This is a genomic window from Rhodococcus sp. 4CII, assembly GCF_014256275.1.
GTDB classification, from domain to species: Bacteria; Actinomycetota; Actinomycetes; order Mycobacteriales; family Mycobacteriaceae; genus Rhodococcus_F; species Rhodococcus_F wratislaviensis_A.
In genome coordinates, this window is sequence record NZ_JACCFE010000002.1 from 3,278,244 (window position 1) to 3,304,238 (window position 25,995).

Consider the following 25,995-nt stretch of genomic DNA (forward strand, 5'->3'; position numbering starts at 1 on the left):
GACTCAGTGAGGTTTTGCCGAAGGGAGCCCCCACATGCGTCGCCGCGCCGCGCTCCGCACCGCCGCGCTGGCGGCCGGACTGTCGACGGCGCTGACGGTGTCGGTGACGTCGGGGCTGTCCGCGGCGCAGGCGCAGGACACGACCGTGTCGGTCCGGCTGCTCGCGTTCAACGACCTCCACGGCAGCCTCGAACCACCGCTGGGCATCCGCAGTCAGGTGAAGCGCGCCGACGGTTCGCTGGCCCCGGCCGGCGGCGCCGCCTACCTGGCCGCCTACGTCGACCAGTTGCGCGGCCAGGCGACCCATTCGCTGCTGTACTCGGTGGGTGACAACTGGGGGTCGTCGGCACTCGAATCCGCGATGTTCCACGACGAACCGACCGTGCAACTGCTCAACCGGATGGGCGTCGACGCGTCCGCGATCGGCAATCACGAACTCGACGAGGGGTACACGGAATTCCGGCGGATGCAGACCGGCGGTTGCCATCCCGTCGACGGCTGCCGCTTCGGGGACACGTTCGAGGGCGCCCGGTTCCCGCTCCTCGCCGCGAACATGGAGTTCGAGAACGGCGCGCCGGCAACGCTTCCCTTCACCGTCGACTACGTCGAGGGAATCCCGGTTGGCGTGATCGCGACCATGCCCGCCGACACCGCGAGGATGGTGACGTCCGAGGGTGTGGGAGGGCTGCGTTTCACGGACGAACTCGCGGCCGTCGACCGGACGGCCGATCTCCTCGACTTCTTCGGGGTGCGGGCCATCGCCTTGCTGATGCACAGGGGCGCCGAACCCGTCGCTGACAACGGCCCCAACTCGTGCGAGGTGACGTCCGGACCCGCACGCGACCTCGCACTGCGGGCGTCCCCGAAGGTCGACGTCATCTTCACCGCCGACAGCCACCAGCAGTACAACTGCTCGTTCCCCGACCCGATGGGGAACCCGCGGGTGACGATGCAGGGCGCGTCGCACGGGCGGATCATCTCGGTGGTCGACGTGACGATCGACCGCACCACCCGGGACATCCTGCGCGACCGCGCGTCCTCGTTCAATCAGGTGGTCACCCACGACATCCCGTCCGACCCCGGCATCCAGGCGCTCGCCGACGACGCCGCCCGCCAGGCCTCCGAGGTCGGCGGGGCGCGGGTCGCGTCGCTGACGGGCGACCTCACCCGCGACGCGACCGGCAGCGGCGAATCCACCCTCGGAAACGTCGTCGCGGACGCCCAGCTGGCCACCGGTTCCGGGCACGGCGCCCAGGTGGCACTCACCAACCCGGGCGGGCTCCGGGACGACCTGCTGCGGGGCCCGGACGGCGCCGTCACCTACGGACAGGCCTACGCCGCTCAGCCGTTCGGCAACACCCTCGAAGTCCTCACGGTCACCGGCGCGACGCTGAAGTCCGCGTTGGAGCAGCAGTTCCAGCCGCGCGGCGACGGCACGATCACCGAGCGCATCCTCGCCCCGTCGAGTTCACTGACCTACGCGATGAACCGCTCGGCAATTGTCGGCGAACGCATCTCGGACCTGCGGGTGAACGGCGCACCGGTCACTTCCGAGAATTCGTACCGGGTGGCGGTCAACAAGTTCCTCGCCGACGGCGGCGACGGCTTCGACGCCTTCCGCACCCGCACCGAGGCCGTGCACGTGGGCTGCGACCTGGACGCCTTCACGGCCTATCTGGGGGCGCAATCACCCGTGGCGCTGCCGACCACCGACCGGATCACGGTGATCGGCGGACAGTGAGCGCGATCAGACGCCGAGCGCGCTCCTCAGGACCGGCCACGACGTCCGCAGCTCGTCCTGCCAGTACGGCCACGAATGCGTGCCGAAGTTCCGGTAGATGAACGTCGCCGGGATCGCGAGCTGGGTCAGGCGCTGCTGGAACGTCCGCGTGCACAGGTTCGCCGCCGCCTCCAGCGGACCACCCACCGCGATCGTCGAGGCGATGTCTCCCCCGATCTCGTACGGTCCGGGGAGACCGTTGCCTGTGGAGATGTAGATCTGCTTGCCGCGCAAGGCTTCGGCATTCACCGAGGGATCGTGAGCGGTCCAGGCCGGATCGGTGTCGGGCCCCCACATGTTGGCCGGATTTCCGCCCTTGAACGCCACCGTTCCGCGGACCGAATCGCGCGAGCTGGGATTCGAGTTGTCGAGGCATCCGCTGTAGGCGGCCATTCCGCGGTAGAGCTGCGGGTGCCGGGTGATGAGATTGGCGGCACCCATCGCGCCCATCGACACACCCGCGACGGCGTTGACGCCGTTCCCGCTGAAGTTCCGGTCGATGATCGGCGGGAGTTCGTTGGCCAGGAACGTCTCCCACTTGTTGACGCCCAGCGTGGGGTCGGGTTGCAGCCAGTCGGTGTAGTAGCTGGCGGTGCCGCCAACTGGGAGCACCACGTTGACCTTCTTGTCGGCGAAGAACTGGACGACGTCCGTCTTCTGCGTCCAGGTGCTCTCCTGGAAGTTCGACTCGGCGCCGGCGCTGACGCCGTCCAGCAGATACAGCGACGGCCTCGCCCCACCCCCAGCAGGATGCAGGACCTGCACCTGCACGACCCGGCCCATGGCGGGAGAATTGATGAAGACGGCACTACGGGTGTCGGTGAGCGGAACGATCTTGTCGACGCTGGCGACGCCGTTGTTCTGGGGCGCGGCCGGAGCAGGCGCCGGGTCGGCGACTGCAGTGAACGCCGGCCCCAGGAGGGTCAGTGACACTGCCAGACCGACAGCAGCCAATGCTTCGCGACGCATACAGAAATCCCTCTTCCCCGACTGTGTGGACCCCGATTGCACAGTACAAAATGCGTCCGGTCAACAAGAGCTTAGAGGTTTTGTGACAGCTGTGTGCCCCGGCCCGATCACGTTGTAGTCACCGCGGTCCACACCTCGACAGACGCACCCGTTTCACGCGGGTCCGTTACTTCGAGAGGGCGGACTTCAGCTGGCCGAGACCGTCGCCACCGAGTTCGCCGAGGGCGGCGCTGCGACCCGTCATCGCCAGGACGAGTGCGAGCATCGGACCGGAGACCTCCGGCCCCGATCCCGTGGTCCAGTCGGTGTCGGTGGCTCGCAGCGTCAGGCCCGCGACCCGGGACTTCGAGCCGATGAGCAGGTTGGAATTCTTGTAGAAGTCGGCGACGCGGACGACGGCGTCCATCGGGTAGTCGTGCGCGATGCCGAGTGGGCGGCGGATGTCCTCGCCGTGGACGATCATCTCGCCGAGCATGGCGTCGATGGGGCCGGGCGGATGCGTGGAGTCGCCCATGTGTGCCCGGAATTCGTCGAGCGCCTCGGCCGGTGTTCCTTCTTCTTCGCGGGCGATGTCCTTCTCGAACATGGTGTTGATGCGGAATCCCGATCCGACGAGTTTTCCGACGAACTTCGGCGGCGTCATCTTCTCCGTCGCCGTCATGTGCGCGAACACGTCCCGCACTGTCCACCGCTCGCAGAGCGACGGCGTCGACCACTGCTCTTCGGTCAGCGGTTCGAGGTCGTCCACCAGGGCGCGGCGTTCGTCGTGAATCGTGGGCCAGGGGCTTGACGTTGTCATTTTTCACTCCCTCGTCGATTACGAATTCTTCCACCTCACCGGTCCGTCGGCGAGACCCATTGCACAACGTGTTAGTCACGACTAACGTATTGCTCGTGCTCGATCAGTTGGAAGTCGCAGCTGAGCCCACCCGGAGACGCCTCATGCAACTGCTGACATCTGGTGAACAGACCGTCAACAACCTCGCCGCACACTTCCCCGCGAGCCGGTCGGCGATATCGCAACATCTCAGGGTGCTCACCGAGGCGGGACTGGTCACTGCGCGCAAGGACGGACGCTTCAGGTATTACCGGCTCGACCCACAGGGACTCGTGCAACTCCGCGCGTTGTTCGACTCCTTCTGGATCGACGAACTCGACCGGCTCGTCGCGGACGCCACCGAGGAAGCAGCTTCCAAAGGAGACAGTTGATGCCTTTCGACAAAACCGTCGTCGTCCCGCTGGACCCGGACGCGACATTCGACCTCGTCACCCGACCGGAACGCTTGCGGCGGTGGCAGACCGTCGCCGCCCGCGTCGACCTGCAGGCGGGCGGCGAGTACCGATGGACCGTCGTCCCCGGACACTCCGCCACCGGCACGTTCCACGAGATCGTCCCCGGCAAGCGGGTGGTGTTCACCTGGGGATGGGAAGGCGACGACGAACTCCCGCCGGGCACGTCCACCGTGACGGTGACACTCACCCCCACAGCCGGCGGAACCGAGGTGCGCCTCGTGCACGACGGACTCACCGACGCCCAGGCCGCACGCCACGCGGAAGGCTGGAACCATTACCTGGATCGTCTCGTCGCCGCCGCGCAGAACAGCGACGCCGGCCCCGACGAGTGGGCCGCCGCACCCGACCCGCTCGACGAACTGTCCAGTGCCGAAGCCACACTGGCCGTCGTCCAACGGGTCCTGCGCGACGTCACGGCGGACGACATGTCTGCGCAGACGGCATGCACCGAGTTCACCGTCTCCCAGCTCGCCGATCACCTGGTCGGCTCGATCACCGCCCTCGGCGGCGCGGCGGGCGCGCAGTTCGACGACGACCCCACCGCACCCGTCGAGATCAGAATCGCCGACCTCGCTCAGCCCGCACTGGAGGCGTGGCGCGGGCGTGGCCTGGACGGCACGGTGACAATCGGTCCGAACGACATCCCCGCCACCGTCGCCGCAGGGATCCTCTCGATCGAATTCCTGGTCCACGCCTGGGATTTCGCGGCCGCGACCGGGCGGCCGGCGGCCATCCCGGAACCTCTCGCCGAATACGTGCTGACGTTGGCACACAAGATCATCTCGCCCGAGGGCAGGAAGGCCGTCGGCTTCGACGACCCCGTACCCGCCCCGCACACCAGCGACGCGGTGACCCGGCTCGTCGCCTACACCGGCCGTCACCCCTCCCCGGCAGCCTGACACCACAACGGAAAGGAATCGTCATGCCCATCAAATCGGAATACACCCAGGGGACACCGAACTGGGTCGACCTCCAAGCCCGCGATCAGGACGCGGCCAAGAAGTTCTATTCCGAACTGTTCGGCTGGGAGTACGACGACCGGCCGATGCCCGAAGGTCCCGTCTACTCCATGGCCACCCTGCGCGGCGAGAACGTCGCCGCCATCGCGCCACTGCAACCCGACGCGGCCGCGGCCGGGGCGCCCGCGAATTGGAACACCTACATCGCGGTCGACGACGTCGATGCGACCGTCGGGAAGGTCCCCGCCGCCGGCGGCCAGGTTCTGATGCCGGCGTTCGACGTGGGGGAAGCCGGCCGCATGACCTTCGTCACCGACCCCACCGGAGCGGCCGTCGGATTGTGGCAGGCGAACAAGCACATCGGCGCCTCCCTCGTCGGCGACCCCGGCGCCTGCGTCTGGAACGAACTGAACACCGGCGACGTCGACGCGGCAGTTGCGTTCTACACCAGCGTCTTCGGGATCACGACGTCGCAGATGTCCATGGGTCCGGAATACACCTACACGCTGTTCGAGGTGGGCGGAGACCAGGTGTGTGGGTGTGGGCAGCCGCTGACGGCAGGCACACCGAACCACTGGCGCGTCTACTTCGCGGTCGAGGACGTCGACGCCAGCGCCGCGAAGGTCGTGGCACTCGGCGGCAAGATCGTCGAAGAGGCGATGGACATCCCCACCGTAGGCCGGATGGCCGGCGTCGCCGACCCGGAGGGCGCAGTCTTCAGCATCATGACGCCCGCGGAACGTCAGGAATCCTGAACCGTGAAGATGCCGAAACCCTCCGAGGAGGACAAACAGTTCTTCCGGTCGTTGATCCCCGACACCCCCGGCGTCGAGGTGAAACCGATGTTCGGCAACCTCGGCGCCTTCGTCAACGGGAACATGTTCGCCGGACTTCTCGGGCCGAGCGTCGGGATCCGGCTCCTCACCGAGCAGGCGAAGGACGAACTGGCGTCCGCCGACGGCGTCGGCCCGTTCGGTCCGGGAGAGAAGCCGATGCGCGAATACCTGGCCCTGCCGGACCAGTGGCGGAACACCCCGGACCTCGCCACACCCTGGGTCGAACGCGCGCTCGCCGAGATCGCCGAACTGCCGCCGAAACAACCGAAGTCCGGGAAGAAGTAGAGACGACAGCAGCCCCGATCTGGCGAGATATCAGATCAGGGCTGCCGGTCGTTGGCGGAAGCGGAGGGATTTGAACCCCCGGTCGCTTTCACGACGCTCGCTTTCAAGGCGAGTGCATTCGGCCGCTCTGCCACGCTTCCGTGGGCGATCTTATCGGTACGGAGACGGCATCGGGCAACCGGTCAGCGGTCGCCGATGGCCTTGTCGACGCGTTCGAACACCTCGGCGAGAACTTTCAGCTGCGACTTGGTGAGCAGATCGACGAGGTTGCTGCGCACCCCGGCTACATGAGTGGGCGCCGCGGCGGCGAGCCGGGCGCGACCTTCGTCGGTGATGACGGCCAGCACCCCACGACCGTCCTCGACGCACGTGTCGCGGCCGACCATGCCCTGCGCCTCCATCCGCCGGATCTGGTGGGTGAGGCGGCTGCGGGAGGAGAGGACGCCGTCCGCGAGATCGCTCATGCGCAGCGAACCGTCCGGAGACTCGGACAGCAGTACCAAAATCCGGTAGTCCGCCAGGGAGAGATCGTGTTTCTCCTGCAGATCCCGGTTCAGGATATCCATCAGCCGCTGGTTGCCGTCCATGTACCCGCGCCATGCGCGCATCTCGGCAGGGGTCAACCAATTGGTCGCTGCTGCGGCGTCGGAGGTTTCTGCTGTCACAGGTTCACATTCTAGTAGTGCGACATTACTTTCCAGTAGCGTGCGGTACCGGATGAGGCCGAGCGGTCGCTCGGACAGTCGCGGGCACAGGAGACGGGCTCGTTTCGCTAGCGTCGTTCCCATGTATGCGATCACGATCGACCAACCGGGCGGCCCCGAAGTCATGAAGTGGGCCGAGCAGCCGGACCCGGAAATCCCACCCGGACACGTCCTACTCGACGTCGCCGCGACAGCCGTCAACCGCGCCGACCTGCTGCAGCGGCAGGGGTTCTACCCGCCGCCGCCCGGAGCCAGCGACATCCTCGGGCTCGAATGTTCCGGCACGATCGCCGAACTCGGTGACGGCGTGTCGGGGTGGTCCGTCGGCGACCAGGTGTGCGCGCTGCTGTCCGGCGGCGGCTACGCGGAGAAGGTCGCCGTCCCGGCGTCGCAACTGCTCCCGCTGCCGGAGGGCGTGGACCTGCGCGTCGCCGCATCGCTGCCGGAGGTCGCGTGCACGGTGTGGTCGAACGTCGTGATGGGCGCCGGACTGTCCCGCGGCGACGTACTGCTGGTGCACGGCGGTGGCGGCGGCATCGGCACCCACGCCATCCAGGTGGGTGTCGCGCTGGGGGCCCGCGTGGCCGTCACCGCCGGGTCCGAAGAGAAGCTCGCGCGCTGCCGCGAACTCGGCGCCGACATCCTCGTCAACTACCGCGAGGCCGACTTCGTCGACGAGATCCGCAAGGCGACCGACGGTCACGGCGCCGACGTCATCCTCGACAACATGGGCGGCGCCTACCTCGACCGCAACGTGGACGTGCTCGCCGCCGACGGCCGGCTCGTCGTCATCGGCATGCAGGGCGGCCGCAAGGGCGAACTCGATCTGGGCAAGCTGCTCGGCAAACGCGGCCACGTGACGGCCGCCGGACTACGGGGACGCCCCGAGACGGGACGCGAGGGCAAGGCCGACATCGTCGCCGACGTCCGCAAGCGGCTGTGGCCGCTGATCGCGGAGGGCGCGGTGCAACCGATCGTCTCGGCCGAACTGCCCATCACCGAGGCGCCGCGCGGACACGAGCTGCTCGATTCGGCGGACACCGTCGGCAAGGTGATCCTCACGATCCCGCGGAACTGACACGTCCCGTCGTCGCCCAATGTGACATTCGTCCAGTCCAACGGAACGAATGTCACATTGGGCGCGGCGGTGGACCGGGGCGCGGCAGTGGGCCGGGGACTCGCTCAGCCCAGGGTGGCGAGCTCGTTGACGAGCTGGTCGATCTCGTAGCGGGTGGTGTACGGCGCGAGACCGATGGTGACGGCGCCGCCCTCGTCGTTGACGCCGAGTGCGTCGAGCAGCCGGGAGCCGCCGTGGACGCCGCTGACGGTGGCGATGCGCTTGTCGGCGAGGTGCGACGCCACCTTGTCGGCCGAGACTCCCGCGACGGTGAAGCTGAGCGTCGGAACCCGGCTGGGCGAGCGCCCGATGACCATGACCTGCGGTAGCCGCTTCAGCGACGCCATGAGGTGGTCGAACAGGGTGTCCTGGTAGTTCTGCAGCGAGCTGATGGACGCCTCGAGCTTCTCGCGCCGGGAACCGGTGGCCGACTCGTCGAGGTTCGCGAGGAAGTCGATGGACGTGGTGAGACCGGCGAGGAGTGCGAACTGGTGCCCGCCGACCTCGAGACGTTCGACACCCCGCGCATACGGGTTGAGGGACACCGCCGGAATGCGGTCGAGGAGCGAGGGGTCGCGGAACACGAGTGCCCCGACCTGCGGTCCGCCCCAGGACGTGGCACCCACGGCGACGACGTCGGCGCCGAGTTCGTTGATGTCGACGTGCGCGTAGGGGGCGGCGCCGATCGCGTCGACGACCATGAGTCCGCCGACCTCGTGGACGCGGTCCGACGCGACGCGGACGTCGGGCGCCGAGCCCACGATCGGGGAGGCGGCGGTGAGTGCGACGAGACGCGTCGTGGTGGTGATGAGGTCCTGGAACTGCCAGCTGGGGAGCTCACAGGTCTCGATCTCGACTTCCGCCCACCGCACCTGGGCGCCGTAGCGGCTGGCGACGCGCAGCCAGGGCGCGACATTCGCTTCTTCGTCGAGGCGGGAGAGCACCAGGCCGGTTCCGAGACCGAGGCGGGTGCTGAGGGATTCCGCGAGCCAGGCGAGGAGAACGGATCGGTCGGGGCCGAGGACGACCCCGGCGGGATCGCCTCCGACCAGGTCGGCGACGGCTGCTCGGGCCGCATCGAGTACCGCCGCACTGCGCCGGCTGGACACATGCCGTCCGGTCGACGAAGAGGCAGAGGCCCGGAAGGCTGTCGAGACAGTGCGTGACACCGCATCCGGAATCTGCATGCCGGCCTGCGGATCGAGATGGATCCAACCGTCGCCGAGTGAGGGGATGAGTCCCCGAACGCGGGCAACGTCGTAAGCCATGCCCGACACTCTAAGACCCCAAGTCAATACGGTCGAAGCCAGCCATCAATTGTTGCGATAAGCAACAAAATGGAATGGCCCCAAATCGGACGCACCTTCGCGCCGCCGAGCAGGAACAGACAAGATGGAGGCATGACGAACTCGGAGAATGAACACGTAGTCGTGATCGGCCCCGACGGTCAACCCATGGCGATCCCCGTCGCCGAGGCCGCGAGCAAATCCGAAGACCCCGAAACCGCCGGAGACACGAACGGGAACGGCACCGAATCGGTGGCCGACATGGTGGAGCAGCCGGCCAAGGTCATGCGCATCGGCACCATGATCAAGCAGCTCCTCGAAGAAGTGCGCGCCGCGCCGCTCGACGACGCCAGCCGCAACCGGTTGCGGCAGATCCACGAGTCGTCGATCCACGAGCTCGAACAGGGCCTCGCCCCCGAACTGCGCGACGAACTCGAACGCCTCACGCTTCCCTTCACCGACGACACCGTCCCGACCGACGCCGAACTCCGCATCGCGCAGGCGCAGCTGGTCGGGTGGCTCGAAGGACTGTTCCACGGCATCCAGACGGCCCTGTTCGCCCAGCAGATGGCGGCCCGCTCCCAGCTCGAGCAGATGCGTCAGGGCGCGCTGCCTCCGGGCCTCAGCATGGGCAACCCGCACGGGCAGCACAACCACGAGTCGGGGTCGCAGTCGAGCGGTACGGGCCAGTACCTGTAGCAACGGGCAAAACAGCATGGAACTCGACTCCCGGTAGGCTCGGTGCCCGTGTCAGCATCCGCTATCGAAACCGAGGCCGCAGGCGGCCCGCTCCCGGCGTCCGATTCGCAGACCTTCCGTCGCGCGTTCAAGGACCTCAGGGACGGCTTCGCTCAGCGCGAGCTGTGGCTGAGCCTCGGCTGGCAGGACATCAAGCAGCGCTACCGCCGGTCGGTGATCGGTCCGTTCTGGATCACGATCGCGACCGGCGTGCAGGCTGCGGCGATGGGCATCCTGTACTCCGCCCTGCTGGACATCCCGCTGGACGAGTTCCTGCCGTACGTCACCGTGGGGCTGATCGTCTGGAACCTGATCAGCGCGAGCATCCTCGAGGGGTCCGAGGTGTTCATCGCCAACGAAGGGCTGATCAAACAGCTGCCGTCGGCGCTGAGCGTCCACGTGTACCGGCTGGTGTGGCGGCAACTGCTGCTGTTCGCCCACAACCTCGTGATCTACGTGATCATGCTGTTCGTGTTCGGGGTGTGGCGGCACCTGACCTGGATGTCGCTGGCCGCGATCCCCGCGATCGGGCTGATCGTCGTCAACGCCGCGTGGGTGTCGATCATGTTCGGCATCTTCTCCACCCGGTACCGGGACATCGCGCCGATCCTCGGCAGCATGACACTGCTGCTGTTCGTGCTGACGCCGATCATGTGGACCACGCAGAGCCTCGAGGCGCAGGGCGGTCAGGCCGCCGAGCGCGTCAAGCTCGCAGAGCTGAACCCGCTGTTCCACTACCTCGACATCGTGCGCGCACCCATGATCGGGCAGGACCAGCAGGCGTACCACTGGTACATCGTGCTGGCCATCACCGCCGTCGGGTGGACCGCCGCCATCCTCGCGCTTCGCAAGTACCGGGCCCGCGTGCCCTACTGGGTTTAGGGGTCACCATGACAGAGCATGTGAGCATCGAGACGCGGGACGCCTGCGTCGACTTTCCGATCTTCGACGCCAAGTCCCGGTCGCTGAAGAAGGCGTTCCTCGGCAAGGCCGGCGGTTCCATCGGGCGCAACAATTCGGACGTCGTGGTGGTCGAGGCCCTGCGCGACATCAACCTGTCGCTGAAGGAAGGCGACCGGATCGGCCTGGTCGGCCACAACGGCGCGGGCAAGTCGACGCTGCTGCGGCTGCTGTCCGGCATCTACGAGCCCACCCGCGGCAGCGCGAGCATCCGCGGCCGGGTGGCCCCCGTCTTCGATCTCGGCGTGGGCATGGACCCCGAGATCTCCGGCTACGAGAACATCATCATCCGCGGCCTGTTCCTGGGGCAGACCCGTAAGCAGATGCTCGCGAAGATGGACGAGATCGCCGAGTTCACCGAGCTGGGCGAGTACCTGTCGATGCCGCTGCGCACGTACTCCACCGGTATGCGGGTGCGCGTCGCGATGGGCGTGGTCACCAGCATCGACCCGGAGATTCTGCTGCTCGACGAGGGCATCGGCGCCGTCGACGCGGAGTTCATGAAGAAGGCGCGCGTGCGTCTGCAGGCCCTCGTGGAACGCTCCGGCATCCTGGTATTCGCCAGCCACTCCAACGAGTTCCTCGCCCAGCTGTGCGACACGGCCATGTGGATCGATCACGGCCGGATCCGGCAGCAGGGCGGCATCGAGGACGTCGTCCGCGCGTACGAGGGTGACGACGCCGCCGACCACGTCCGGCACGTCATCTACGAGATGGACCGGGAGAAGTCCGGGCTCGGCTCCTCGGCCGGACGGGACGCCCGTACGACCGCGGAAGCCGAGGCGGAGTCCGCGTGAGCGCTCCTGCCGAGCGGATCGTCGGCGTCGTCGTCACCCACAAACGCCGCGAACTGCTGGCGGAATCGCTGAAGGTGCTCGGCTCCCAGTCGCGTCCGCTGGACCATCTGGTGGTCGTCGACAACGCCGCCGAGGACGATGTGCGCGCGCTCGTCGAATCGTCCGGGATTCCCGTCAGCTATCTCGGTTCGCAGCACAACCTCGGCGGGGCGGGCGGCTTCGCCCTGGGGATTCTGTATGCCCTCTCGCTCGGCGCCGACTGGGTGTGGCTCGCCGACGACGACGGCAGACCCGAGGGACCGAAGGTCCTGGAGACGCTGCTCGACTGCGCGCAGCGGCACGGGCTGGCGGAAGTCTCCCCCGTGGTCTGCGACATCGACGACCCCGACCGTCTCGCGTTCCCACTGCGCCGCGGTGTGGAGTGGCGACGACTGCGCTCCGAACTGTTCGCCGACGGTGACGACTCCGCCGACCTGCTCCCGGGCATCGCGTCCCTGTTCAACGGCGCCCTGTTCCGGGCGTCGGCGATCGACACGGTCGGCGTCCCCGACCTGCGGCTGTTCGTCCGCGGCGACGAGGTGGAGGTGCATCGCCGGCTGGTGCGTTCGGGGCTGCCGTTCGGTACCTGCCTGCAGACGGCGTACGTGCATCCGAATGGTGCGGAGGAGTTCAAGCCGATCCTCGGTGGCCGCATGCACACGCAGTACCCGGACAACGAGACGAAACGCTTCTTCACCTACCGCAACCGGGGTTATCTGCTGTCCCAGCCGGGCATGCGGAAACTGCTGCCGCAGGAATGGGTGCGGTTCGGGTGGTATTTCCTCGTCACGCGGCGTGATCCGCAGGGTCTGCGGGAGTGGATACGACTGCGCAAGCTGGGCCGCCAGGAGAGGTTCGAGCGGCCGTAATTCGGTTGCGCCCGGGTTCCGCCCGGTGGGAGCATCGGGGAGTTCCGATCGAATGATCCCTCGGTGTCTCGATCCCGATGTGTGTGAAGGAGTGAGTGTCCGATGACGGTCTCGTCGGCCGACGCCGTGTGCGTCCGCTCCCCCTTCCCCCTCGCCTGACCGAACCCGCGCAGTGGTCCGGTCGGCGCTCATCGACCCGAGGATCACATCCACCATGTTCGACCCCGGACCACTCCTGCCCTACGGCTGGAACGACACAATTTCCGACTCCTTCGACAAATACCCGACCGACGGTCGCGAACCCGGGCGGGTGATCCGTGTGGACCGCGGCCGGTGCGACGTCGCCGCCCCCAGCGGTCTCGTCCGCGCTCTCGCCGGCGAGCACACCCTGTGCACGGGCGACTGGGTGACGCTCCACCGTCTCGGCGACGAGATCGCCGTTGCCGATCTGCTCCCCCGGCGCAGCGCGATCGTCCGGTCGTCCGCGTCGGGGCGGTCCGAGGGCCAGGTGCTCGCGGCCAACGTCGACACGGTGGTGATCGCCGCCGCACTCGACACCGCCCTCGATCTCGGGCGCATCGAACGCCTGCTGGCCCTGGCCTGGGAGAGCGGCGCCCAGCCGGTGGTCGCTCTCACCAAATCCGATACCGTGCACTACGATTCCCTCGCGACCGCGGAGGTGGCAGCGGTGGCGCCGGGCGCGACCGTGCTCGCGGTGAGCGCCGAAACCGGGGACGGCATCGACGTCCTCACCGCCGTGACCGACGGGACGGTCGCCCTCATCGGACCGTCGGGCGCGGGCAAGTCGACGCTCGCGAACGCGTTGCTCGGCGAAGACCGGCTGGCCACCGGACGCGTCCGCGACGGCGACCACAAGGGACGTCACACGACGGCGCACCGTGAACTGCTGCCGCTGCCCGGCGGCGGCACCCTGATCGACACACCGGGGCTGCGGGGTGTCGGCATGTGGGACGCGGCCGACGGGATCGACAAGGCGTTCCCCGAGATCGACGAATTCGCGCGGCAGTGCCGGTTCGCGGACTGTTCGCACGACACCGAACCCGGGTGCGCGGTCCTCGACGCGGTGGCACGCGGCGAGTTACCCGAGCGCAGGCTTGCCAGCTACCGCAAGCTGATTCGCGAGAACGGGTGGATCGCGTCGCGCTCCGACGCGCGGCTGAGGGCCGAACGCGAGCGGGAATGGAAGACCATCAGCCGCTGGCAACGGCAGATGTACCGCAGCCGCGGCCACTGACCGGACCGCCTGCCCGCATCCCGGTTCACTCCCTGAGCCGGGATGCGGCTGGCACGATGGAATCATGTTCGATCTTCGGAGAAAGGCCCGTCTCAAGCTGCAACGTGCCATGTCCGAGGTGGTAGCCGAGTCGGATCGGCGGTCCCGCGAACTCACCGAGAACCAGCACGACCAGACGCTGGCCGAGCTGAGTGCGACCAACCAGGAACTCGCGCGGGTGCTGTCCGAACTGTCGGATGCCCGCATGGAGATCTCCGACGTCCAGCAGCGGCTCGGCGAACTCGAGCAGCAGGCCCGCCGCGACATCACCCAGGCCCTCGACGTGCGGGCCACCAATCAGGCCGCCGCGTTCGTGCTCGAGCACATGCCGAAGGCGCCCGTGTTCTGGCATCCGCAGGACACGCTGCGGTACGGCCTGTCCCAGGTGGAGGTCGAGGGGCTGGCCCTCGAATTCGGGGTGGCGGCGGGCGCGACACTCCGCATCATCGTCGAGGAGTTGAAGGACGCCGGGCACGAGGTGTTCGGATTCGATGTGTTCTCGGGTCTGCCGCAGACGTGGCGCACCGGATTCCCGGCCGGCGAGTTCGCGCAGGACAACCTGCCGCAGGTGCGCGGCGCCCAACTGGTCCCCGGGCTGTTCGAGGACACGCTGTCGGGTTTCCTCGACGAGCACCCGGGCCCGGTGTCGTTCGTGCACCTCGACGCGGACCTGTACTCGTCCACGAAATCGGTGCTCGATCGGATCGGGCACCGGCTGGTCGCGGGCACGGTGATCGTGTTCGACGAGTTCTTCAACTTCCCCGGGTGGCAGGAGCACGAGTACCGGGCGTGGACGGAATTCGTCGACCGCACCGGGATCGGCTACGAGTACCTGAGCTACACCGCCAACCACGAACAGGTGGTGGTCCGGATCACCGCACCAGCTTCACGGCCTGAGTGACGTTGAACGTGCGGCGTTCGTCGATCCGCAGCCCCGACCGGGTGAGCGCCGCGAACGCCTCGGTGTCCTCGAAGTGGTACGGCGGCAGCGTCCACACCTCGTTGGACGTGTGCCGGATGATCCGCTCGGTGTCGCGTTCGTAGTCGGTGAAGTACCAGACCACCGAGCACGAGCCGAGTGCGCCCGCGACATCCGGGACGGCGAGCTGGTCGTCCCACAGCGACCCCCGGCTCGCGGCCGTGGTCCCGAGTCCGATGTCGCGGGTGCCGTCGAAGGCCTCCGGCCGGACGTTCTTCACCAGCCGCAGCGACGTGGGGATCCAGGCCGGGGTGTCGAACAGCACGCAGTCGCCGGTGTGGAGGTGCTCGCCGGCGAAACCGTTGACGGTGCTGAAGTCCATGCCGCTGGGTTTCGCCCACTGCGCACGCTGCGCGACGTAGGCCGGCGACGCCACCACGGCGAACACCGCCAGCACCGTGGCGGTCTGCCACCACTTCCGGGTCAGGGCGGCCAGGCACAGTCCGCCGACGAGGGCCACCGCGGGCGTGGTGAACGTGAAGTAGCGCGGGAGGTACACCGGGCTGCGCAGGAGCGAGTACGCGAGCAGCGCCGCCATCGGCACCGCGACCCACGGCAGCGCGACGGACAGCGCCGGCGGCGGCCGGCGGCCGCGCACCAGCGCCACCGACCCGGCGACGACGAGCACGGCGAACAGCACGGCGAACCACGGTGCACCGACGAACCACTGGTACTCGGCCACGGCCCGCGGCAGGTGGTCGCCGAGCGGCGGGATCCAGGCCACCTGGACGGATTCCCGGCGCACCAACGCCACGAACGGCGCCGCGGCCACCACACCCGCGGCCGTGGCCGACGTCCAGCCGAGCCAGGACCGCCGGGCCTCGCGCAGCAGCAGAATCGTCAGCAGGTGCGCGGGAGCGAGGGTGATCAGGTAGACGAACAACACGATCGACACGGCCAGGCCGACGGCGTACAGCGACCACAACCACCAGCGCCGGAACCGCAGGGCGGCAAGGAGAATCACGGTCAGCCAGACCGCGGCCGCCGCGGTGGCCGCGTATCCACGGGCCTCGACCGCCGCCCACGTGACGCTGGGCAGCAGCACGAACAGGGTGCCCGACAGCACCGCCACCGGCCGGGTGGCGATCATCGCACCGAGCACCACCACCCCGGCCCCCGCCGCGCCCGCAGCCAGGGCGCTCGGGAACCGCGCCGAGAACTCCGACGCCCCGAACAGCTCGAACCAGTACCGCATCCCGACGTAATACAGGCCGTGCACGGCATCGATGTGGCCGAGAAGATTCGACAGGTCCGGCCGGGACCTCTGACTCGAATACAGCGTCGCGACCTCGTCGTACCAGAACGACGGCCGCCAGCTCCACGCCGCCCCGAGCACCACACCGAGCGCGAAGACTAGGGACGAATCCCGGAGCAGCCCACGCGCATCGCGGACAGGAAGCGGTCCGGTCACCGTCACTTACCGTAGAGGCGGGCCCAGTTCTCTCGACTGGTGAGCTGCGGCAACGCGTCCCGGTACCGGCGCTGCGTCGATGCCGCGTCGTCGCGGAACCGCTTCATCAGCTTGGCCGTCCGTGCCGTGAGTTCGCGGGCGGTCTCCTTGTCGCGGCGGCGCACCCGTACTCCCGACTGGGAGGCGTCGGTGATGACGGCGGTGTCGAACAGCGACACATGCCACCAGTGCGCCTCGGCCACAGGGATACTCGCCACACCGTGCTGGGTGCGGCCGAGCCACTGATAGGCGGCGCGCTTGGCGAGGACCAGGTCGATCTTGCTCTTGTCCGGCTGGAAACCCGCGTGCCGGGTGACGAGGTCGGAGTTCCGGATACCGGGGATGTTCGTCGCCGGGTGCTTGACGGTTTCCGGGAACCGCTTGCGCTCTTCCCGGATCGACGCGAGCACGGCCTGACCGCCGTCCTCGAGAACCTCCGGCCCCTCGAGGAAGTCCTCGATGCCGCGAATCATGGTGTACGCCAACCCGTACTGCATCGACACCAGGTACTGCGTGATCTCCCGCGTCATCAACTTGCTCAGCGACTTGGCGTCGAAGTCGCTGTGCAGCGCGGCCGCGATCAGCGAGTTGCGGATGCTGAAGTACTTGGCCCAGTCGTCGCGGTCCTTCCAATGGAAGTCCGCGTGCCACACGCCGGCGTTGGGCAGGGTGACCGTGACGAATCCGGCTGCGCGGGCACGGATGCCGTACTCGATGTCGTCCCACTGGAAGAACATCGGCAGCGGGAGCCCGATCTGCGCGACCACCTCGGCGGGGATCAGGCACGACCACCACGCGTTGTAGCCGGCGTCGACGCGCTTGTGCTGCTTCTTCTTGAGCAGGTTGATGTCGTGCCGCGATCCGGCCGCCCAGCGGCCCGCCTTCAGCTTCGACAGGTCCGCTTCCTCGGCGCTGACGTGCAGGTGCTCCGGGTTCATCAGGTACAGCATCTGCGCGCCCACGAGCGTCGGCTCGGAGGTGACGTTGGCGAACGCGTTCATCCGCAGGATCGACTCCGGCTCGCACAGGATGTCGTCGTCCATCAGGATCAGGTTGGCGTGCTCGTTGATGCCCGACACCTCGTACATCCCGCGGGTGAATCCGCCGGCACCGCCGAGATTCGGCTGTCGCAGGTACACCAGTTTGTCGCCCAGGATCTCGGCGACGTCGGTGAACCGCTCCCGGTCCGATACGTGGTCGCTGCCCTGGTCGACGACGTACACGGCGTCGATGCCCGCGGCCATCGTCGGATCGTTCGCGATGGCGGCGACGGTCTCGGCGCAGTCGTCGGCGCGGTTGAACGTGCAGATCGCGATGGCGGCGGGACGGATCACCGACGGTGCGGCGACGGTCCATTCCAGTTCACTCACGTCGAGGGGGCCGTCGACTGCGGTGAACTCGACCCACAGGGAGCCGCCGTCGAGGTAGGCGTCGAGCTTCGCGGACAGTGTCGCCGTGCCGGAGCCGTCGATCTCCGTCGTGCTCAGGATGCGGGAGTTGCCGCCCGAATCCGAGCCCCGGAGCGCCACCACGGCGCGACCGTCGGCCTCGTGGCGGAACGCGACCGTCACGTCGGTGACCGTCGTCCACCGCTGGTAGTAGCTGGCGGCGAACCGGCCGAAGTAGGTGTCGGTGTCGACCGTCGCGCCCTTCTCGAGGTGCACGACGTGGCGCTCGCGGTGCGCGCGACCCTTGACGATCCTGGCGTACAGATCGTCCTTGACCCGGGTGGTCGGTCCCGTGAAGAGACCTCGCGCCACCACGAGCCGATCAGGTGCGCGATGCTCGGTGAGAGCACTCCGGACCGCGGCCGTGCTCCCGTCCACAGGTGCTACCGACGCAGACTCGTTCATAGTGCTCCTACTGTTCCCCGCGAGAGGTGGGCTGGACCGCACCACGGCGACGGCACGATCCTCTTCTCGGTTCGCAGGGTATCAACCTCGCGACGCGCTCCCCGACCGTGCGAGGCGACCCCCGTCCCGGTGACGGGCCCGCAACCGGAACAGCCCCACCCCCATCGCCAGCACATCGGCCCTGGATATGCGGGTTTCGTGGCTGTCGTGGTCGTCGCTCAGACGCACCGGAACTTCGACCGGCACGATGCCGGACCGCTCCGCCAGGTAGACGAGTTCGGTGGTGAACAGGAACCCGGGCTCGACGAGGCCGGGAACCAGTTCGCGGATCAGGTCGCCGTCCATGAGGACGGTGCCCTGCGGGTCGCCGGTGCGCATCCCGAGGACGACCCGCCGCATCGCGGAGAATCCCCAGGTGAGAGTTCCTCGGAGGGCACCGCGCCGCACCTGTGAGTCGGGGTGGGCCTTGGACCCGATCACGACCCGGGGCAGCCGGCCGTCGGAGGCGAGTCGCTCGGCGCCGTCGAGGTCGTCGAATCCGAACGGCAGGTCGTCGGCGGTCAGCAGCACGTGCGCGCCGCGACTCGCCTCTGCTCCGGCCCGCAACGCGTTGCCCATCCCCTTCTCGCTCTGCAGGACGGTGAGCGTGACCGGCCCGGCCGCCCACCCGGCGGCGAGGCGGGCGCAGAGGTCCGCGGTGCCGTCGGTGGAGCCGTTCTCCACGACAATGATCTCGACGTCGTCTCCGGCGAGGCGGTCGGCCACCCGGCGGACGGTCTGCTCGATGACCGCGGCGGAGTTGTAGGCGGGGATGACGACGGAGAGCGCCTTCGGCGCCCGTGCGCCGTTCTGGTCGTGGGAACAACCGAAAAGGCGCACGGGCGCAGCCTAACTCGTAGGCTCGGAACCCGTGGCACCCTCCGCGTCCGTGTCCTCGACCGTCACCCGATCGATACGCGGCGTTCCCGAGTGGACGGTGGCACTGGCCGTCGCGGTGGCCGCCGCGGCCATTGCGACGATTCCCCGGATCGTGGACAACCGCTTCTACTACGCCGGCGACATGCTGGAGTCGTTCGTGCCGTCCTGGCACCGGATCGGGACGGAACTCCTGGCCGGGCGGTGGCTCGCCGTCAACCCGGACGCGTGGATCGGCGGCAACTACGCCGGCGAGGCGGCCTACGGTCTCTACAACCCCGTCAACCTCGCCAATTACACGCTGACCGCGAAATTCGAGGACCTGTCCGTCGCCGCATTCGTGATCATGACCGAATTCCTCGCGCTGTTCGCCCTCGCGACCTACCTGCTGTGCCGTGAATACGGTGCCCGCCGCGGTCCCGCGATCCTCGCCGGACTGACGATCCCGTTCAGCGGTTTCACCCTGTTCTACGAGGCGGGCGGCTGGCCGTCCGGGATGATGGCGGTCGCGTGGGTGACGCTGTTCTGGTGGTCGGCGCTGCGCCTGTCCCGCGGTCGCACGCCCGCGCTGGTCACGTTCCTGATCGGCGCGCTGACGGTGAGCATGGGCAACCCGTACGCCGCGCTCGGCGCCGTGGTGGTGCTGCTGGGACTCGGGATCGGTCTCCTCGTCCAGCGGGAGTTCTTCCGCCTGCTCGTGCTGGTGATCACCGGCGCGTGCGCGGGCACCGCCGCGCTCGTGACGTATCTGCCGCTGTTCCTCAGCGTCGACGTGACCACCCGCGCCGGCAGCACCGGCATCTTCAACGACACGTTCCTGCAGCCGCAACTCGGCGGACTCGCGGCGATGAGCAGCCCGTCCTACCTCCCGGTGATCATGACGTTCGGCGGCCCCGTCGAGGTCATCCCGTCGCTCTACCTCGCCTGGTTCGTGCTGCCGCTGCTGCCGTGGCTGCCGTGGGGGCGGATCCGCGCCCTGTTCGCGTCGCCGGGGTTCCGCCGCACGCACGGGCGGCAGCTGATCAGCCTCGGTGTGATCACCGTCGTCTACTTTCTCTTCACGTTCGGACCGTCGAATGTCGGGATGTTCCGGTGGCCGATCCGGTTGGTCGAGTACCTGTACCTCTGCGTGCTGATCGGCCTGTCCCTGGCGCTGTCGCTGGGCGTGGCCCGCGACCGGGTGTGTCGCCGGGCGACGGCGTCGGCGGTGCTGATCGCGCTGGGCTTCTATCTGGCGTTCTCGTCCTCACCGGCGCTGACCGGTCGGCACGCGCTGTTCGCGCTCCTCATCGCCGCGCTGTGCGCGATCGCATACTTCGCCGGGCGCGCAGGCCGGAGCGGTCTCGTCGCCGCCCTCGTTCTGGGAACGGCGGCGGTGACCGCCGCGCAGGTGTGGTCCCTCACCCACGACGTCGAGACCGGCAGCCGCGCCGACCCGTCCAGTACGTCCCGGCTGTCCGCGCAGACGGACCGCTATCAGGGCACCGTCCTGCAACTCGCCGCACTGGACGCCACCCCGGCGGGCGACATCACGGCCGGCCGGATCCTGTTCGGCAACGAGATCATGGCGTCGACCGCAGCGGGCAGCGTCAACGCGTACACCGGAATCGGGTTCACCGAATTCCAGGAAGCACTGTGCATGGACTACCGCGGCGCCGTCTGCCCGGGTGTCTACGGGGCGTTGTGGCAGCCGGTGAACGCGGCCATCCCGATCCCACTGATCGACTACCTGCGGGTGTCGACGCTGGTGGTACAGCATGCGCTGCTGCCCGAGGTCGAGACGGCGCCGCCCCCGCCCGGCTGGCACGTCACCGAACGGAGCGATACCCGGACGGTGCTGCAGCGCGACCGGCCGCTGACCCTGCCCGGGCGGGTGTCGTTCGCGTCCGACGGCGTCCGGGTGGTCTCGTCCGAGTCGAGCCCGGCCACGGAAACGGTGCGGGTGACGGGCAGCGGCGGCACCGTCTCGCTCGCCCGACTCGCGTGGCCCGGCTACTCGGCCACCGTCGACGGCGAACCGGTGCCCGCGACCGCGGGATGGCACGGTCTGCTCGAGGTGACGGTGCCGCCGGGTGACCACGAGGTGGTCGTGACGTTCCGGCCGCCCCGGCAGAATTTGTCGGTCGCCGCGTTCGGCGCCGCGACGGTCGTGGTGCTGATCCTCACCGTCGCCGATGTGGTGGTGCGCAGGCGGAAGCTCAGCGCGGCGACCACTCGGAGGGCGTGAACGCCGACGCCTCGGTGGCTCCGGACTGCCCGACCGCTGCGGACGACAGCGCGTCCGCGATCCGTTGGTGCCCGCTCTGGTTCGGGTGATCGCCGTCGTCCGCCAGCAGTCCGGTGGGGTCGCCGTCACCCCACGCCCCCTTGAATACCCCGAACAGGTCGACGTAGGTGGCCCCCTCCGCCCCCGCGACCTCCGAGATGACGTCGTTGGCGCGCAACGTCAGCGCGGAACTGTCCCGGAGGAATTGCGGGCCGAACAGTCCGCGGGCCACGTCGCCGTCCGGGAAGACGTCCCAGTACCCGGTGACCAGTACCGCGGTCGGCTGTCCGTCGCGCAGTTCGGTGATGCGGTCGAGCACGGACGTCAGCGTTGTCTGCAGCTGCGGAAGCACCGGCGCGAAACAGCCGAGCCCGTCGTCGCCGCCGCAATCGCCGTCCAGGTAGTCGTCGAGTTCGGCGTAGAAGTCGTTGGCGCCGATCGTGACGGTGACGACGTCGGCGTCCCGGACGGCGTCGGCGTCGTACGCGCCGGATTCGAGGGAGTCCAGCAGGTCGGTGCTGGTCCAGCCCCCCACCCCCAGGTTCGCCACCTGCACGGGCAGGGCGTCACCGCCGGAGAGTTCGTCGCCGAACAATTCGACGAACGGCGTGCATCCGGGACAGCCGTCACCGGCGGGAATCGAGTCCCCCAAACCCACCAGGGTCGCGACCGTCGGCGGGGACTGCTGCTCGGGTTGCGGCTGCGCCGCGGGCGACGTCGAGGTGGTGGAGCAGCCGGCGACGAGCGGGAGCACGACCGCCACGGGAACAGCGAGAATCCAGCGTCTCACGGGGCCTCCCCATCACGTCCTGCGCCTCGGAGGAGCGCTGGTCACCGGTCCGCACGAATTCTACCGACGGCGGTCGTCGGCCGCCGCTCCCCGAGGGACGGTCCGCACGTGCGCCCGCTCACCCTGCGGCCCGAACAGGCTGAGGATTTCGACGGGCTGCGGTCCGGGGTTGCCGAACCAGTGCGGGACGTGGGTGTCGAACTCGGCGACCTCCCCCGGGGTCAGGATCACGTCGTGCTCACCGAGCAGCAGCCGCAACCGGCCGGACAGCACGTACAGCCATTCGTACCCCTCGTGGACCTGCAGTTGCGGTTCGACGTTCGGATCGCCCGGCGGGATCACGTGTTTGAACGCCTGAATTCCGCCCGGTCTGCGGGTGAGCGGGATGATGGTCGTCCCGTTGCGCTCGAGGGGTCGCAGGTGCACGCGCGGGTCGCCGGTGGCGGGCGCGTCGACGAGTTCGTCGAGGGGCAACTGGTGGGCGCGGGCCAGCAGCAGCATCAGTTCGAGAGTGGGTTTGCGCTGACCGGATTCGAGCCGCGACAGGGTGCTCACCGAGATCCCGGTGGATTCGGAGAGCTGGGCGAGGGTCGCGCCGCGTTCCTGGCGGAGCGCTTTGAGCCGCGGCCCCACGGCGTCGAGGACGCCGTCGAGATCGGGTACGTCTTCGTTCACACCCCCATATTGCCACAGCAGCAAATGCACTTGCCAGATCCGCCGGGAGGGACGGACAGTGTCACCACACGAGGTCGACGAACGAAGGAGAACGCGGTGAAAGACAGCTATGACGTAGTGGTCGTCGGTGGCGGCGCGGCCGGGCTCAGCGGAGCCCTGGCCCTGTCTCGGGCCCGCCGCTCGGTGCTCGTGATCGATGCGGGCGAACCACGCAACGCACCGGCCGGGCACATCCACAACTACCTGGGCCGCGAGGGCACCCCGCCCGGCGAACTGCTGGCCGCGGGACGCGCGGAGGTCGCCGGGTACGGCGGGGAGATCGTGACCGGCACCGTCACGTCGGCCGACAAGGGCGGGGACGGGGACTTCCGGGTGACGCTCGCCGACGGCCGGACCGTCGGGGCGCGGAGACTGCTCGTCACCACCGGCCTCGTCGACGTCCTCCCCGAGGTTCCGGGGGTGGCCGAGCGGTGGGGTCGCGACGTTCTGCACTGCCCGTACTGCCACGGCTGGGAGGTGCGCGACCAGCCGGTCGGCGTCCTGGCGGGCAGCCCGCTGGCGGTGCACCAGGCGCTGATGTGGCGGCAGTGGACCGAGAACGTGACGCTGTTCCTGAACGACGCGAACGAGCCCACCGGCGAGGAGTACGAGCAACTCGCCGCGCGGGGTGTGGCCGTGATCGACGGCGCGGTGGCAGGACTCGACGTCCAGGACGACCGGCTGACGGGCGTCCGGTTGCGCACGGGTCAGGTCTTCCCCCTTGCTGCCGTGGTGGTTCCCCCGCTGTTCCGGGCGCGCGCCGGCTTCCTCGACAGCCTCGGACTGGCCACCACCGAGATGGAAATGGGCGGGCACGTGATCGGCACCGCCGTCGCCGCCGATCAGACCGGCGCCACCGCGGTACCGGGGGTGTGGGTGGCCGGCAACGTCGCGGACCCGAAGGCGCAGGTGATCGTCGCCGCCGGAGCTGGTCTGAACGCCGCCGCGGCCCTCAACGCCGACCTCATCGCGGAAGACACCCGGCTGGCGGTCGCCGGGGCGCTCAGCCGGTAGCCGACACGGTTGCCTCGTGGACCACGCGATGCGCGGGCAGGATCGAGTCGCGTTCCGCGTCGGCATCCCCCTCGCCGCCGATCAGTCCGATGTAATGAGCGAGCTGGGCGGCGAGGGGTTCCTCGCTGTAGCGGAGGGTGGGGATCTCGATCACCGTCTGCTGCTTGTAGCCGTCCCGGTCGGGGGGCAGGTCGTCGTCGATGTGCTTGTGGATGGTGATGTCGCGGCGCAGGAGGTCGATCTCGATCAGGCGGTCCGGCTCCAGCAACGACAGTTGCCGGACCTTGCGGTGACTCACCCGGCTGGCCGAGATGGTGGCCACCGCACCGGATTCGAAACGTAGCACCGCCTCCGCGCAGTCCTCGGCCTCGTTGCGTCGCGAACTGTCGTGGAAGTAGCCGAATTCGGCTTTCACCCCGACGGGCGGTGATCCGACGAATCCGATTGCGAGGTCGACGTCGTGGATCAGCAGGTCGGTCGCGACGCCCGTGGGGATGCGGGAGACGAACGGCGAGTGCCGGATTCCGTTGACCTGCCACACGTCACCGGCGAACTCGCGGGCCGTGCGGACCGCCGGGTTGAACCGCTCGAGCAGGCCGCACATCAGCGGCATCCCGGTCGCGGCGGCGCGTTTCACCAGATCGGTGCTCTCGTCGTACGTTGCGGCGAGCGGCTTTTCGACGAGCAGCGGCTTGCCGAGGTCGAGGACGCGGCCCGCCAACTCGTAGTGGGCTTGTGTCGCCGCCGCGACGACGACGGCGTCGATGCCGTCCAGGTCGTCGAAATCCGGCGCCCATCCGGTGTCGAACCGCGCGGCAATCTCCCGGCCGTGTTCCGCACGCGGTTCCACGAGCAGGGCCAGTTCGCACAGCGGCGACTGCGCGAGGACGCGGGCGTGCAGCGAACCCATCTTGCCGGATCCGATGAGCGCGATCCGCGGTCGCGTCGTCGTCATCACATCTCCATCGCCTCGCGGACCGCGGCGACGATCCGGTCGACCTCGTCCGCGGAGAGCGCGGCGTGGACGGGGATGCTGAGGCACCGGCGGGCAACGGATGTCGCGACCGGCGTGGGCGATGTGATCACCCGGGGGTGCTCGCGGTAGCAGTCGTACTCGCAGACGGTTCTCGGGTAGTAGACGCCGCTGCCGACTCCGCGCTCGCCCAGTCGCTGCGCGAGGGTGTCGCGGTCGATCGGCGCGTCCGGCGCGAGGATCACGGTGAACTGGTGCCACACGTGCCCGCGGCCCGCGAGTTCGGCGGGCAGCACGAGTCCTTCGACGTCCTTCAGTCCGGTCCGCAGGGCCTCGGCGTTGCGGCGGCGCGACTCCACCTGCTGCAGATAGGAACCCAGTTGCGGCAACCCGAGACTGGCCTGCAGGTCGGTCATCCGGAAGTTCTGGCCCGCCATCTCGTATTCGTACCGGCGTCGCATGCCCTGGTTGCGCAGCACCCGCAACCGATCGGCCACCGCGTCGTCGTCGGTGGTGATCATGCCGCCCTCGGCGGTGGTGAGATTCTTCGTGGCGTAGAAGGAGAAGCAGCCGAGCCCGAAACTGCCCGCACCCTTGCCGTCGAACGTGGCGCCGTGCGCCTGGGCCGCGTCCTCGACCACGGCGAGTCCCCGGGACTCGGCCAGCGGCATCAGCGCACCCATGTCGGCGGTCTGCCCGTACAGGTGGACCGGCATCAGCACCCGGGTGCGGTCGTTGACACTCTGCGCCACGACGTCGGGGTCGAGCGCGAAATCGGACTCCCCGATGTCGGCGAACCGCGCGGTCGCGCCGGCGTCGAGAATCGCGTTCAGCGTGGCCACGAACGTGAACGGGGTGGTGAGCACCTCGTCACCGGGCGCGAGATCCAGTACCCGCAGCGCCGCGATCAGTGCGGTGGTGCCGCTGTTGACGGCCACCGCGTGCCGGGTGCCGACGAGGTCGGCGAACCCCTCCTCGAACCTCGCGACCTTCGGCCCCTGGGCGACCATCCCGGATCGGAGGGTGTCGAGAACCTCGCGCTCGACATCCTCGCCGAAGGAGATACTCGAGATCGCGATCACGGTTCCTCCGATAGATTGACGTGCAGTTCACAC

At 68.7% G+C, this 25,995-nt stretch carries 25 protein-coding genes and 1 tRNA gene; 14 read left to right on the forward strand and 12 right to left on the reverse strand.

The window, feature by feature from the left end; translation table 11 throughout:
- The first annotated feature begins 34 nt into the window (after positions 1-34).
- A complete protein-coding gene (locus H0B43_RS15900) occupies positions 35-1,741 on the forward strand; it encodes a bifunctional UDP-sugar hydrolase/5'-nucleotidase (RefSeq protein WP_185727054.1) in 1,707 nt (568 codons plus the stop codon).
- Positions 1,742-1,747: 6 nt separating this feature from the next.
- On the opposite strand, the gene H0B43_RS15905 is transcribed toward H0B43_RS15900, so the two are convergent.
- Positions 1,748-2,749 carry an alpha/beta hydrolase family protein gene (locus H0B43_RS15905; protein WP_185727053.1) on the reverse strand — a complete coding sequence of 334 codons (1,002 nt, stop codon included), beginning with the start codon at positions 2,747-2,749 and terminating at the stop codon, positions 1,748-1,750.
- Between the two features lie 166 nt (positions 2,750-2,915).
- On the reverse strand, positions 2,916-3,548 hold the full coding sequence (locus H0B43_RS15910) for a maleylpyruvate isomerase family mycothiol-dependent enzyme (protein ID WP_185727052.1): 633 nt from the start codon (positions 3,546-3,548) through the stop codon (positions 2,916-2,918).
- 95 nt (positions 3,549-3,643) lie between these two features.
- Between H0B43_RS15910 and H0B43_RS43160 the strand changes: the two genes are divergently transcribed.
- Genes H0B43_RS43160 through H0B43_RS15930 form a run of 4 tightly spaced genes read left to right on the forward strand, consistent with a single transcriptional unit; the run spans position 3,644 to position 6,122 of the window.
- Entirely contained in the window at positions 3,644-3,958 is a 315-nt protein-coding gene (locus H0B43_RS43160; protein ID WP_397517465.1) for an ArsR/SmtB family transcription factor, read from the forward strand.
- The gene (locus H0B43_RS15920) at positions 3,958-4,941 is read left to right on the forward strand and encodes a TIGR03086 family metal-binding protein (RefSeq protein WP_185727051.1); all 984 of its coding nucleotides are present in this window, start codon (positions 3,958-3,960) and stop codon (positions 4,939-4,941) included. The genes H0B43_RS43160 and H0B43_RS15920 overlap by 1 nt, the downstream gene beginning before the upstream one ends.
- 23 nt (positions 4,942-4,964) lie before the next feature.
- Positions 4,965-5,756: a VOC family protein gene (locus tag H0B43_RS15925; RefSeq protein WP_185727050.1), complete on the forward strand. Its 792-nt coding sequence runs from the start codon at positions 4,965-4,967 to the stop codon at positions 5,754-5,756.
- 3 nt (positions 5,757-5,759) lie between these two features.
- Positions 5,760-6,122 (forward strand): TfoX/Sxy family protein, encoded by a 363-nt coding sequence (locus H0B43_RS15930; RefSeq protein ID WP_185727049.1) that lies wholly within the window; start codon positions 5,760-5,762, stop codon positions 6,120-6,122.
- A gap of 52 nt (positions 6,123-6,174) precedes the next feature.
- On the opposite strand, the gene H0B43_RS15935 is transcribed toward H0B43_RS15930, so the two are convergent.
- Together H0B43_RS15935 and H0B43_RS15940 are read right to left on the reverse strand one after the other, a co-directional pair.
- Positions 6,175-6,262, reverse strand: a tRNA-Ser gene (locus tag H0B43_RS15935).
- Positions 6,263-6,304: 42 nt separating this feature from the next.
- Positions 6,305-6,787, reverse strand: coding sequence for a MarR family transcriptional regulator (locus H0B43_RS15940; protein WP_185727048.1), 483 nt, complete (start codon positions 6,785-6,787; stop codon positions 6,305-6,307).
- A gap of 121 nt (positions 6,788-6,908) precedes the next feature.
- On the opposite strand from H0B43_RS15940, the gene H0B43_RS15945 reads away from it, so the two are divergent.
- Positions 6,909-7,904: an NAD(P)H-quinone oxidoreductase gene (locus tag H0B43_RS15945; RefSeq protein ID WP_185727047.1), complete on the forward strand. Its 996-nt coding sequence runs from the start codon at positions 6,909-6,911 to the stop codon at positions 7,902-7,904.
- A gap of 104 nt (positions 7,905-8,008) precedes the next feature.
- On the opposite strand, the gene H0B43_RS15950 is transcribed toward H0B43_RS15945, so the two are convergent.
- Positions 8,009-9,211: a cysteine desulfurase-like protein gene (locus H0B43_RS15950; RefSeq protein ID WP_185727046.1), complete on the reverse strand. Its 1,203-nt coding sequence runs from the start codon at positions 9,209-9,211 to the stop codon at positions 8,009-8,011.
- A 132-nt stretch (positions 9,212-9,343) separates the two neighbouring features.
- Here H0B43_RS15950 and H0B43_RS15955 point away from each other — a divergent pair, with 132 nt between their 5' ends.
- From H0B43_RS15955 to H0B43_RS15980, 6 genes are all read left to right on the forward strand, one after another.
- Positions 9,344-9,928, forward strand: a complete 585-nt coding sequence (locus tag H0B43_RS15955) for a bacterial proteasome activator family protein (protein WP_185727045.1) — start codon at positions 9,344-9,346, stop codon at positions 9,926-9,928.
- Positions 9,929-9,976: 48 nt separating this feature from the next.
- A complete protein-coding gene (locus tag H0B43_RS15960) occupies positions 9,977-10,849 on the forward strand; it encodes an ABC transporter permease (protein WP_185727044.1) in 873 nt (290 codons plus the stop codon).
- 8 nt (positions 10,850-10,857) lie between these two features.
- Positions 10,858-11,724, forward strand: a complete 867-nt coding sequence (locus H0B43_RS15965; protein WP_185727043.1) for an ABC transporter ATP-binding protein — start codon at positions 10,858-10,860, stop codon at positions 11,722-11,724.
- Positions 11,721-12,632: a glycosyltransferase gene (locus H0B43_RS15970; RefSeq protein WP_185727042.1), complete on the forward strand. Its 912-nt coding sequence runs from the start codon at positions 11,721-11,723 to the stop codon at positions 12,630-12,632. The genes H0B43_RS15965 and H0B43_RS15970 overlap by 4 nt, the downstream gene beginning before the upstream one ends.
- Positions 12,633-12,846: 214 nt before the next feature.
- Positions 12,847-13,887, forward strand: coding sequence for a ribosome small subunit-dependent GTPase A (gene rsgA, locus H0B43_RS15975; RefSeq protein ID WP_213015153.1), 1,041 nt, complete (start codon positions 12,847-12,849; stop codon positions 13,885-13,887).
- Between the two features lie 64 nt (positions 13,888-13,951).
- The gene (locus H0B43_RS15980) at positions 13,952-14,827 is read left to right on the forward strand and encodes a class I SAM-dependent methyltransferase (RefSeq protein ID WP_185727040.1); all 876 of its coding nucleotides are present in this window, start codon (positions 13,952-13,954) and stop codon (positions 14,825-14,827) included.
- Here the strand turns inward: H0B43_RS15980 and H0B43_RS15985 are convergent.
- The 3 genes from H0B43_RS15985 to H0B43_RS15995 form a co-directional block, all read right to left on the reverse strand.
- A complete protein-coding gene (locus H0B43_RS15985) occupies positions 14,799-16,322 on the reverse strand; it encodes a mannosyltransferase (protein WP_185727039.1) in 1,524 nt (507 codons plus the stop codon). The genes H0B43_RS15980 and H0B43_RS15985 overlap by 29 nt on opposite strands.
- Positions 16,319-18,208, reverse strand: coding sequence for a glycosyltransferase (locus tag H0B43_RS15990; RefSeq protein ID WP_185727038.1), 1,890 nt, complete (start codon positions 18,206-18,208; stop codon positions 16,319-16,321). The genes H0B43_RS15985 and H0B43_RS15990 overlap by 4 nt, the downstream gene beginning before the upstream one ends.
- 81 nt (positions 18,209-18,289) lie before the next feature.
- Entirely contained in the window at positions 18,290-19,087 is a 798-nt protein-coding gene (locus tag H0B43_RS15995) for a glycosyltransferase (RefSeq protein ID WP_185727037.1), read from the reverse strand.
- Between the two features lie 49 nt (positions 19,088-19,136).
- Between H0B43_RS15995 and H0B43_RS16000 the strand changes: the two genes are divergently transcribed.
- A complete protein-coding gene (locus H0B43_RS16000) occupies positions 19,137-21,350 on the forward strand; it encodes a hypothetical protein (RefSeq protein ID WP_185729938.1) in 2,214 nt (737 codons plus the stop codon).
- Here H0B43_RS16000 and H0B43_RS16005 read toward each other — a convergent pair.
- Together H0B43_RS16005 and H0B43_RS16010 are read right to left on the reverse strand one after the other, a co-directional pair.
- Positions 21,322-22,179, reverse strand: a complete 858-nt coding sequence (locus tag H0B43_RS16005) for an SGNH/GDSL hydrolase family protein (RefSeq protein WP_185727036.1) — start codon at positions 22,177-22,179, stop codon at positions 21,322-21,324. The genes H0B43_RS16000 and H0B43_RS16005 overlap by 29 nt on opposite strands.
- 60 nt (positions 22,180-22,239) lie before the next feature.
- A complete protein-coding gene (locus H0B43_RS16010) occupies positions 22,240-22,854 on the reverse strand; it encodes an XRE family transcriptional regulator (RefSeq protein WP_312033734.1) in 615 nt (204 codons plus the stop codon).
- A 96-nt stretch (positions 22,855-22,950) separates the two neighbouring features.
- Between H0B43_RS16010 and H0B43_RS16015 the strand changes: the two genes are divergently transcribed.
- On the forward strand, positions 22,951-23,907 hold the full coding sequence (locus tag H0B43_RS16015; protein WP_185727035.1) for an NAD(P)/FAD-dependent oxidoreductase: 957 nt from the start codon (positions 22,951-22,953) through the stop codon (positions 23,905-23,907).
- Here H0B43_RS16015 and H0B43_RS16020 read toward each other — a convergent pair.
- Positions 23,897-24,862: a Gfo/Idh/MocA family protein gene (locus H0B43_RS16020; protein WP_185727034.1), complete on the reverse strand. Its 966-nt coding sequence runs from the start codon at positions 24,860-24,862 to the stop codon at positions 23,897-23,899. The two genes, H0B43_RS16015 and H0B43_RS16020, sit on opposite strands and share 11 nt — an antisense overlap.
- Positions 24,862-25,962: a DegT/DnrJ/EryC1/StrS aminotransferase family protein gene (locus tag H0B43_RS16025; RefSeq protein WP_185727033.1), complete on the reverse strand. Its 1,101-nt coding sequence runs from the start codon at positions 25,960-25,962 to the stop codon at positions 24,862-24,864. The genes H0B43_RS16020 and H0B43_RS16025 overlap by 1 nt, the downstream gene beginning before the upstream one ends.
- Positions 25,963-25,995: the final 33 nt, after the last annotated feature.